The sequence below is a fragment of the Paraburkholderia humisilvae genome, assembly GCF_902859855.1.
Classification (GTDB): Bacteria; Pseudomonadota; Gammaproteobacteria; order Burkholderiales; family Burkholderiaceae; genus Paraburkholderia; species Paraburkholderia humisilvae.
This window is the reverse complement of sequence record NZ_CADIKH010000112.1, coordinates 1-10,521: the sequence shown is the minus strand read 5'-3', so window position 1 is coordinate 10,521 and position 10,521 is coordinate 1. Positions and strand designations below refer to the sequence as shown.

Annotated in this window: 10 protein-coding genes; all 10 read right to left on the bottom strand. The window is 61.6% G+C overall.

What is annotated here, in order from left to right:
• Positions 1–530: transposase (locus HV796_RS38130; protein ID WP_175232991.1), on the bottom strand; the 530-nt coding region annotated here is incomplete at its 3' end.
• 126 nt (positions 531–656) lie between these two features.
• Complete coding sequence (locus HV796_RS38125; RefSeq protein ID WP_175232990.1) at positions 657–917, bottom strand: hypothetical protein; 261 nt, start codon at positions 915–917, stop codon at positions 657–659.
• 480 nt (positions 918–1,397) lie between these two features.
• The gene (locus HV796_RS38120) at positions 1,398–2,414 is read right to left on the bottom strand and encodes an SWIM zinc finger family protein (protein WP_175232989.1); all 1,017 of its coding nucleotides are present in this window, start codon (positions 2,412–2,414) and stop codon (positions 1,398–1,400) included.
• An 18-nt stretch (positions 2,415–2,432) separates the two neighbouring features.
• The gene (locus HV796_RS38115; protein WP_175232988.1) at positions 2,433–5,111 is read right to left on the bottom strand and encodes a DEAD/DEAH box helicase; all 2,679 of its coding nucleotides are present in this window, start codon (positions 5,109–5,111) and stop codon (positions 2,433–2,435) included.
• Between the two features lie 209 nt (positions 5,112–5,320).
• Positions 5,321–6,799 carry a group II intron reverse transcriptase/maturase gene (gene ltrA, locus HV796_RS38110; RefSeq protein WP_175232987.1) on the bottom strand — a complete coding sequence of 493 codons (1,479 nt, stop codon included), beginning with the start codon at positions 6,797–6,799 and terminating at the stop codon, positions 5,321–5,323.
• A gap of 388 nt (positions 6,800–7,187) precedes the next feature.
• A complete protein-coding gene (locus tag HV796_RS38105) occupies positions 7,188–7,565 on the bottom strand; it encodes an integrase core domain-containing protein (protein WP_175232986.1) in 378 nt (125 codons plus the stop codon).
• 66 nt (positions 7,566–7,631) lie between these two features.
• Entirely contained in the window at positions 7,632–8,159 is a 528-nt protein-coding gene (locus HV796_RS38100) for a helix-turn-helix domain-containing protein (protein WP_217478133.1), read from the bottom strand.
• A gap of 105 nt (positions 8,160–8,264) precedes the next feature.
• Positions 8,265–8,459, bottom strand: coding sequence for a hypothetical protein (locus HV796_RS44705; RefSeq protein ID WP_246356295.1), 195 nt, complete (start codon positions 8,457–8,459; stop codon positions 8,265–8,267).
• Between the two features lie 38 nt (positions 8,460–8,497).
• On the bottom strand, positions 8,498–8,659 hold the full coding sequence (locus HV796_RS44700; protein ID WP_246356294.1) for a hypothetical protein: 162 nt from the start codon (positions 8,657–8,659) through the stop codon (positions 8,498–8,500).
• A 400-nt stretch (positions 8,660–9,059) separates the two neighbouring features.
• Positions 9,060–10,373: a hypothetical protein gene (locus tag HV796_RS38090; protein ID WP_175232984.1), complete on the bottom strand. Its 1,314-nt coding sequence runs from the start codon at positions 10,371–10,373 to the stop codon at positions 9,060–9,062.
• Positions 10,374–10,521: the final 148 nt, after the last annotated feature.

Sequence of the window (10,521 nt, the reverse complement as noted above, 5' to 3'; positions counted from 1 at the left end):
ATGCCGTCGGCCCACCAGTAGACCCAGCGTGACCCCGGGAGATCGCGCTGATTCCATAGCCGGTGTTCGTCTGCCCACTGCGCCTTGAGCCGGCTGACTACGTTCGGCGACAAACCCCTGGCCTGGCCGCCCAGCAGCACGCTGAGCGCTTCGCTCATGTTGCCGGTCGACACACCGCGCAGATAAAGCCACGGCAAGGCAGCCGACACTCGCGGCGATTTGCGGATGTACGGTGGCACGATGTTCGAGTTGAACTTCACGCCAGAACCCGAGCGGTCGCGTACCTTCGGCACCTTCACCGGCACCGGTCCGATAGCGGTGACGACCTCGCGCTCAGGCAGATAGCCATTGCGGACTATCGCGCGCTTGCCACCCAGCGTCTTCACGTTCTCGTACTGCTCGAGCAATGTCGCCAATTCCATCTCGATCGCCTGCTGGATGATCTGACGGGCACCGCGCTGGATCAGATCGTCCAGGCTGCCCAACGTTGCTGCTTTACCGCTGTTCGCTTCTTCCGTAAACTCATTCATTGGTGGTGGATTCCGGTTAGCTGGTTGTTACTCTCGACAAGCAACATTCTCAGCCAACCGCCACCGCCTTCTCAATTCCCCGCCTCAACCCCATACACCAGATCCGACAATAGCTCCTTTCGCATCCTATTCGTCGAGATCAAAAAGCGCGCGGTCGGCCGGGCGCGTGAGCGCCTCGTCCATCATTTTCCGAAACTCGGCCTCGTCCCATTCGCCGCGCTCAACGCGGTGGAGCACCGTTTCGCCAACGAGCATCACTCGGCGTTCGCGATCGGCGCGCGTCTGTTTGTATGCTTGCCTGCGCTCCCGGTCCGCCGTCTTGCGGGCATCCTTCATGGCCTTGATCTTTTCATCGGTCGCCTTAACGCGGTTCTTGAGCAGTGACATGTCGTTTCTCATCCCAGAGCAGCCCGTAAAGTGCAGCCGCGTTCAGCCATGAATCTCGAGCCCGGCCTCGGTACACCATTGCCTCAGCGCTTGTTCGACAGAATCAGCCTCGAACGCATACCAGCGTTCCAAGGCACCTTCGCGCTCGATTAGATCCTTGAAGCGCGCGTATGCCCCTCTCCGTTGGAAAAACCCTTCAACCTGGTCATAGCGCGCAGACAGTTGCTGTGCGGCAAAGCGCAGGGCGAGACTGCTTCCAAGGTCAAGTTCGTTCTTGTGCGGAATTGCGAGGTAGCGATCCGAGTCTTCCAGATCCTCGGGTATCTCCTCCTCGATCGTGTCTATGGCGTCGAAAATCCAGTAGATTTTTCCCGTATCGAGCGAGATATACGCCTAGTGTTCCATCGGCGCGCTGCGTAGCTGACGAAGTCGAAGGCAGCGGAAAAATCATCGAATTTGACTGCGACCATGACTCTAACCTCATTTGGATGTTCCTGCTTTCTTTGGGGATCGCGGCGGCGTCGGCGAAAGTGCGGGCGATTTTTGCGAGGCGGTTGTACGGGTCGCCTTTGGCGCGTCTGCACGCGCTTTGCCAGCACGTTTTGCAGGAGCGACGGATTTGGCCACCGCTTTGGGCGCCAGCTTTTTGCCTTTCGAGGTCGGTTTTTCACCCGCTGCCGGTTTCGATGGAGTCGATAATGTGGCAACCTTGCGCGTTCGCGCAACGGATTGCCTGCCTGTCCGTTTGCGTGCAGCAGGTGGCGAGGCGAGCGGCTCGCTGCCGGCGTCGATCTCAATACCGAATACGTCGCCCAAGGCCGCGTTGTCGAGGACCTTACCCGACGCTGGCGCAGTTCCCGTTCCCGACAACCCGGTGCCCGTGCTGTTGACGAGGTCGGCGGGGTCAACGCCGCGTAACTTGAAGAGCAGTTCGGGCTGCCGGTCAAGCCGTGCACCGACACCATAGAGTACTGCGGCCACGTGTTTGCACATCGACGCCCAGTCCAGGCAGTCGCAACCAAATTTGATATCTTTCGGGGCAGGGAAAATTCCCGTGCCCGGTTTGCAGATGTGTCCCATCACCGCGGCTGATAGCTTGCCCTGCAGCAGTTCGACCATAGAATCAACCGATGACGCGCAATCGGCGCTTAACTCGCGCCACTTCTTTTCTGGATACGCCGTGACATCGATCCTGATCGTGTAGAGGCTCGATCCCATGACCTGCGCGAGAATCTTGCCCGCCGTAATCTGCAGGTCGATCACCGAACCATTGCGCACGTAGGTGCGGCCTCGTGGCAAGCGGCTATCGTAGTCACTGTAACGCTCCAGATTGTCGCACCACGCCTTGCCCCAGAAGGTCTTCGCAATGGCGCCGCGATATGGCGAAATGGGCGACAAGGTCTTGCCCGCCTTGATTGCTTTCGCGACCTGCTGTTCGACTTTTTTCCGGCGTTCAGCCACCGGGACATAAGGTTTCCATCCACCGTAGTAACCCATGACATTCCCTTTGCGTAGTCAGGTTTCCTGCGCACGATGTATATCGAGCCTGACGAGATCGAGCAACTCACGATTGCTCATCTCGGTGAGCAGGAGCTCCGCGCCCCCTTCGAGCACATCCTTCACCAGCTGCTGCTTCGTTTCGATCAACTGGTCGATCCGATCCTCGACCGTACCTCGGCAGACGAACTTGTGCACGAGCACGTTCCTGCGCTGGCCGATGCGAAAGGCCCGGTCCGTCGCCTGATTCTCCACGGCCGGATTCCACCAACGATCGAAATGAATCACGTGGGAAGCGGCCGTCAGATTCAGACCCGCTCCGCCCGCCTTGAGCGACAACACGAAGAATGGCGTCAATTCGTCTTCCTGAAATTGCCTGACCAGCTCGCGCCGCTTGCTGACCGGGGTACCGCCGTGCAGGATCAATCCCTCACGGCCGAACAGCGATCCGAGAAACGCCGCCAGGGGCTCGGTGGTTTCGCGAAACTGCGTGAATACCAGTACCTTCTCCTGCTTCGCGACAATCACGTCGACCAACTCCCGCAGGCGCGCAAATTTGCCGCTGGCCTCAGGCCTCCATGCCGCATCGCCAAGCCACTGGGACGGATGGTTGCATATTTGCTTGAAACGCATCAGGTAGCTCAACACGATCCCCTTGCGCTCGATGCCTTCTGCACCGTCGAGCGCGGCGGCCAGGTCCTGGACAGCACGCTCGTACAGTGCGGCCTGGACGGGACTCAGGTGACACCAGGCCTTGAGCTCGGTTTTTTCCGGGAGATCGGCAATGACGTTCCTGTCCGTCTTCAAGCGGCGCAGAATGTATGGCCGCACGAGCGAGCGAAGCGGACCGAAATGGCCAGCTTTCGCGAGACGCCTGCTGAATCCGGCAAAATCCTTCGCAGAGCCCAGCAGGCCCGGATGCGTGAAATCGAAAATGGACCACAGGTCAGCCAGGCGGTTCTCCACGGGGGTGCCCGTTAGGGCGATGCGCGCTTGCGCCTGAAGCTTCTTGACCTGCCGGGTCTGCCTGGCCCCGGGGTTCTTGATCGCCTGCGCTTCATCGACGATCGCGAGACGCCAGCGGATCGCCTCCAGCTCGGGTTGGCGAAGCAGCGCGCCGAAACTGGTGATGACGAAGTCGATCTGGGCGAGCTGCGCCTTATCGAGGTCGCGCAGGGTCTCGGCAGGCGTCACGGAGGGGTGGGCGACCAGTACGCGCAGACCAGGCGCAAAGCGTTCGGCTTCCGAGGCCCAGTTGGCCAGCAAGGAGGCTGGCGCGACGAGGAGACTTGGGCGCGGATTGGGCTCTTCGCGCTTCAGGATGAGGAGCAGCGCGAGGATCTGGATCGTTTTGCCAAGCCCCATGTCGTCGGCCAGACACGCACCAAGTTCGAGCCGGCTGAGCAGGTAGAGCCACTGCACGCCCACGTGCTGGTACGGCCGAAGCTGCGCGCGCAGCTCGGGGCCCGGCTCGACGCGCGCCAGGCCTTCCGGCTGGCGCAGGTTCTCTAGGGTGTCGGCCAGCCAGGGGCCGGCCACAACCTGCGCCCAGTCGTGTTCTTCAGGCGCTTCGGTGCCACCATCTGACGCACCTGCCAGAAGGCGTAACGCGTCGTTGAGCGGCAGCCCCGATTGCGCGGCCTGCCCGAGATCTTCGAAACGTTGGAGAATTCGGCCGAGCTTCCGGGTATCCACCTCGATCCAGCGTCCGCGGATCCACTGCAGGCCGTCGGCACCCTTGAGCAGCTTTCGGACTTCGGCGAGGCTTAATGGTTCGCCCTCGAGCGAGACCGCCAGGTTGAAGTCGAGCAAGGCATCCGTGCCAACAAGCGACGGCGGTTTCGTGCCCACACTGGCCGTGATGTTGGGCCGCGCGGGACGACCCGCCGTCCACGTACCCGGCAGCCGGACGATGATGCCTGCGGCTTCGAGCGCCGGCAAATCCTGGAGGAGGTGCCACGCCTCGGTGGGCGTCCAGCGCAACGGATGATAGATCTCGCGCGATTCAAGCATGGCGCGCACCCAGTCGCAACGCTCGGCCGCCCGCTGAACGGGGACCAGCAGCGAAAGAAGCTGCGCCTTGTTGCGCGCGCCGGAGAATTCCTCGAGCGAGCGCGACAGAGGCTGATGCTGAGTCTTGCCATGCGCCGAGACGCGCGCCGTATAAGTGGCCAGAAAAGCGAAAGGGGCATCCGGGTCTTTCCGGTTCTCGGCAAGATTGAAGTGGACCCGACCCACGAGATTCCAGGTGGGGTGGCGCGACCTGAGAAATGCCTGAAGTGAGCCACCCGTGCTGGCCAACTCCAGGCGCAGGGCGTTGTCGATCTCACCCCACAGTGTTGCGAGTACTTCCGGCGTGAGATATTCGGCGCCTGTCATGGGGGGCGCGTCGTCAATCAGCCTTTCGATGTTCCGGGCGTCTGGTTCGATGACTGAGATATCCCCGTCTGTGGCCGTTGTGCATAACGCGGTGACATAACGCATGGCAAAGTCGCGCCACCAGCCCCAGGCGGGCGGCAGCGCCCGCCCGATTACTGTGCTGCCAAGATAGAGCAGGCCGTGACCTGCGCCAGCATGGAAAGCATGGCCGAGCGCGATGTCCTCCGGCACGGGGGGGGCATCGGTTTGCGGCACTGCGAGGAGATGACCCGTCGGCGTGATGTTGGGCGCAAGATGATCCGTATTGATCGAAGGCATGATGGTCGATGGGACTGATTTCACGGCAAGGCACACGGTGTACGACGTTTCTTGATGAGACGCTCAAACGCCTCAGTGAGCTGCCGGGAGTGTTTGAGGTCATCTTCGCGCAGGTACATCGAGGTCCGGAGATTTATCGCGGTAGGAATGTCCATTCCTGGACACCCCCCCGCACAGATCCCGGCGTGCCCGATTCGGGCACCGGGCTCCTACCTTGGGTGTTTGACGGCAAACCGCTGATCGGGCCACGGATGAAGGATTCGAGGTTTGGGGAGCCAGACATCAGCGAGCCGGTTCATTCGCTCCCAGGTCATGCCGTCCTTTTGGCTGCGCCGCCGAAGCGTGCGCCGCCAGAGATCGGTGACGTGGTAGCGGAATGCGCCAGGTGCCCGCGAGTTCGTGGGTACCGCGTGATAGGCAAAGTACCCCCGGACCACCTGCTTGAGCCATTTCCCTTGTTCCGGGATCGGCACGTGCATGCGCTCTCTTAACCGCTCCCTGATCTCTCCAAGCTTCGTTCGCATGCGATCGCCACCGGTTTTCCTCTGAAGCTGGAAAGCACCTCGACGAGACTTCCCGCAGATGAATATGAAGCCCAGAAACGTGAAGGTCTCCGGCTTACCCAGACCGCGCCGCTTTCGGGTGGCCGCTGCATAGCGGCCGAACTCCAGCAGCCGGGTCTTGTCCGGATGAAGCGCAAGCGAGAACTCCTCCAACCTCAACCGCATCGCATCCCGGAAACGCCGCGCGTCAGCTTCGTGCTCGAAGCCGGCAACGATATCATCGGCGTACCGCACGATGATCACCTTGCCTTTGGCTTCCCGCCGTCGCCACCGGTTGGCCCAGAGATCAAAGACGTAGTGCAGATACACATTGGCGAACAGTGGCGACGCCACTGATCCTTGTGGTGTACCTGTCTCACTGACGCTAAGCGCTCCATCTTCCAGAACGCCCGCCTTGAGCCACTTGCGCACAAGACGGATGATGCGCTGGTCACCGACCCGGTGCTCCATGAAACGGACTAGCCATTCCTGGCTAACCGAGTCGAAGAAGCCCCGAATGTCCGCGTCCAGAATCCACTTCACCGGGGTACTGGTGATGGCTGTCGACAGCGCGTCCAGCGCATCGTGCTGACTGCGCCCGGGCCGGAACCCGTACGAGAACCCGAGGAAGTCCTCCTCGTAAATCGCGTTCAACACTTCCGCCACCGCGCGCTGGACGATCTTGTCTTCCAGCGCGGCGATTCCCGGCGGGCGCTGTTTGCCGTCCGACTTTGGTATATATTGCCGCCGAACGGGCAGTGCCCGGTACGCTCCACCTTGAACTCTCGCGTGCAACGATCGAAGATGCTCTTCCGACCCTGCCTCGTCGTCCCGCCACCTCAGGCCGTCCACTCCGGGCGCCGCCTTGCGTTTGAGCGCAAGGTACGACTCCCGAAGCCGGTCGATCGTCACGTGGTGAAGGAGCGCGGTGAACCGTTCCTTCTTCCGCTGCCTTGCAGCTTGCCGTACACGGTCCAGTCTCTGTGGCATGCTTGCCCGGTTCTGCGCCCGGCGCATGTGAGATTGCCCCGTGTTCCCCTTGGTCCCCGCCCTTGGCTCCGCCTGCTCCGCAGCCGGTTTCCCGGCCTTGTTCGCATGCCTCTTCGCTACTATGGCGGAGTCTGACTTCTCCCGTCCGTTCATCATCGGCTACGGCTCCTCGCCTTCCCGATGCGGGCCCGTTCATTCTGCAACTGGTCAGGCGGGCGATCTCCCGGTTCCCGCGCAAGGAGCGTACGTACATGCCAGGGTCTCAGACCACGCCGGGTCGTCAGGATGCTCGCGCTTGCGCATCCCTCCATATTGCCTTCCGCGGCTTGAACAGCGTCGGCACCCGGGATAGCAACTCTATCGTGGCTCAATGGATGGCCTGCACGCTCCCCTACCGACGCTTCGCCGACGTCCTCACGAACGCCTGCGCACGGCTCGGGGCCGACGTGGATCGCTACTCCTTCATCGTAATGGACTTGCACCATCTACTCCTTGCCGGTCTCCCGGCGCACTCAAGCTAGCTGTCGCCTCAACGAATAAAATATCACGCGGCCTTTGTCTCCTGGTTGAGGCGTTGTGGTGTGACGCGCTGGTTACTGATGCGATCGGGATTCAGATGCACGGTATCTATGCGCTGCCAGTTGCGCGTGGGACCTTTCCACCGAAGTGGATTGCGTTGCCTTGCGGCCACCTCGTAAAGCGCTGCGCGTCGAACCAGAATATCCTGATCTATGTTGGCATGACGCTGCGCCGGCGTCACGAACCGGATCGCGCCGTGACGATGCTCTTCGTTGTACCAGCGCAGCAGTGCGCCCACCCACGGGCGCGCGGCGAACAGGGTATCGAACGCCTTGAGCGGCCTGGCCGGCCGGTACTTCAGGGTCTTGAACAGCGACTCGAAATACGGATTGTCGTTGCTCACGCCGGGGGCGACCGGGCGAGGGCATGACACCGGGCGCATTGAGAATAGCGAGCATCGTCGCACCTTTCATCGGCTCGCCGTTATCGAGTGCAGGATATCCTGGTCGGGCGTTATTGCTTCGCCTGTGCAAAGGTCTCTGAGGACTTCGCCGGCCAGCACGCTGCTTTGCCCGGCATAGACCTGCCATCCGGCAATCTTGCGGATGAAGACATCGAGAAACGGATACAGATAAAAATACTGCACACGAACCGTCGTCGGCAGGTAGGTGATGTCCCAGCTAAAGAGCTGATTGGGCGCGTCGGCACATACCGCGCGAGGCTTGCCGCGTGCGCGGGCCGGCCGTTCACTGCGCAGGTGGGCGAGCTGCTTCTCTTCGCGCAGCACCCGGTAAAACGTCGATTCCGAGGCGATGTAGCGACGCTGGTCGGCCACGCGCGGCACGATCTGGCCCGGTGGCAGATGACCGAATCCGGCAGAGTTGGCCACTGCCAGCAGTTCGGCGCGTTCGTTGGCCGACAGCTTGTTGGCGGGCTCATGGCGGCGTAAGGTGCGCCCATCCACCGCCTCAGGTCCACCGCCTTGCCAGCGCTGCACGGTGCGGGCGCAGTCCCGGCATGGTACACGCGCGCGCCTGACGAGCCCCGGCTGCAGTGGCCTCGTCGATCAGTTCCTTCAATGTCGCGCGCTCTTCAGGGGAAGTCATTCGTCCTCGTCCCCGAACAGCGCCTGATACTTTTTTGAAAGCACCAGCAATGCGGCTGCCTCCGCCAGCGCATGGTCCTTGTGCTTCAGTTCGCGCTGCAATTGCGCATTGGCCTGTTTCAGCTCACGCACCTCTGGCGCGTTCGCGCGTCGGCTGCCGGCGGCCTCGGCAGAGCAGAACCGCGCGCGCACTGGGCCAGCGGATGGGTAAACAGGCCCCGTTCGCGACATCACGCGTTCAGTGCCTCGACGTTCAGTCCATGGCTTTGATGCAAGGCCAGCAGGCGCTCTTCCAGAGACCAGTCTCCCGGGCGCCGTGCATCGACGGGCCCCGGGTTGCGGCTTGCGGTGTTAGACACCCGTATCCACTTCCTCAAGGTTAATGCGTTCATGTTCAGTTTCGCGGCAACCGTTCCTACGGACCGGTTGCCGCGTTGCAGGGCCTTCGCCAGCGCCTGCTCCCTGAATTCAACAGAATACGTCTGTTTCGTCTTTCAACCTGCACCTCTGGGTTCTTCAAATGACGAAAATTCAGACGCGACAACTAGTGTGACGCCGGGGGTTTCATCCGCCTCGGCGCTAGCAGAAAGCACCTTCCTGCATAGGTTGGTGGCGCTCTTGCGAGCAGGCTACGCATGCTCCAGTAGGCTATGGTTGACGGAACAACGGGTTTTCTCCCCTTACGCAAGCAGCAAAGCAATCAACCACGCGACTTCATGCCGCACGTCGCCATCGTCCCTACCGCGACCGATTCATCATCTGCTCATTGTTGTCGCGACACAGTCGGCCGGACTATTCCCGCTTTTCTGCTTTACTTTGCAGCTTGAACCCGAAGGCCCGATTGATGGCTGCACGCGTGTTGGTCTGCAAGCCATGATGCCGGATACCTTCGTTGACTGCCGGCTCAAGCGCACCCGGACCGCTGCCCGCGGGCACCAATTGCGACCATGACTGCCCCTGCTCCTCCAGATGCACCAGGAACCGGTTGACGCTAGAGCGGTATACAGGATCCAGTTCTTCGGGCAGATCCTTCAGCAGATCCTTGTGCTCCTGAAGGTCCGGCGCAAGCCGTTTTTTTATGTCGCCTTGCAGCCTGAACCCGAATGCCTGGTTGATGGCTGCGCGCGTGTTGGTCGGCAAGCCATGATGCCGGATCCCCTCGTTGACTGCCTGTTCAAGCGCGGCAGGACGCGCACCGGGACCGCTGCCCGCGGCCACCAGTTGCGACCATGACTGTCCCTGCTCTTCCAGATGCACCAGGAACCGCGTGACGCTAGAACGGTATGCCTGATCCACGTCTTCGGGAAAATCCCTCAGCAGATCCTTGTGCTCCTGAAGATCCGGCGCGAGCCGAACTTTTTTTATGCCGCCTTGCAGCCTGAACCCGAAAGCCTGGTTGAGCGCAGCGCGCGTGTTGGTCGACAAGCCATGATGCCGGATCCCCTCGCTGATGGCCTGTTCAAGCGCGGCAGGGCGTGCACCCGCACCGCTGCCCGCGGCCACCAGTTGCGACCATGACTGTCCCTGCTCCTCCAGATGCACCAGGAACCGGTTGACGCGAGAGCGGTACGCCTGATCCAGTTCTTCCGGCAGATTCTTCAGCAGATCCTTGTGCTCCTGAAGACCCGGTGCTCTTTGTATGTCGCCTTGCAGCTTGAACCCGAACGCCTGGTTAATGGCTGCGCGCGTGCTGGTCGGCAAGCCATGATGCCGGATCCCCTCGTTGATGGCCTGTTCAAGCGCGGCAGGACGCGCACCCGCACCGCTGCCCGCGGCCACCTGCGACCAGGACTGTCCCTGCTCTTCCAGATGCACCAGGAACCACTTGACGTTAGAGCGGTATGCCTGAGCCAGTTCCCCGGGCAGATGCTTCAGCAGATCCTTGTGCTCCTGAAGATCCGGCGGAACCAGGGCCCAGGCTTCTTTTATGTCGCCTCGCAGCCTGAATCCGAAGGCCTGGTTGAGCGCAGTGCGCGTGTTGATCGGCAAGCCATGATGCCGGATCCCCTCGTTGACGGCCTGTTCAAGCGCGGCAAGGCGCGCACCCGCACCGCTGCCCGCGGGCACCAGTTGCGACCATGACTGCCCCTGCTCTTCCAGATGCATCAGGAACCGCCTGACGCTGGAGTGGTATCTCCGATCAAGTTCCCCGGGCAGATCCTTCAGCAGATCGATGTGTTCAGGTAATGTCGGAGCGAACCTTGCGGGGGGCCTTGCGCGACTGCTGCCCGGGAGAGGGGCGGCAGGCTGTCGA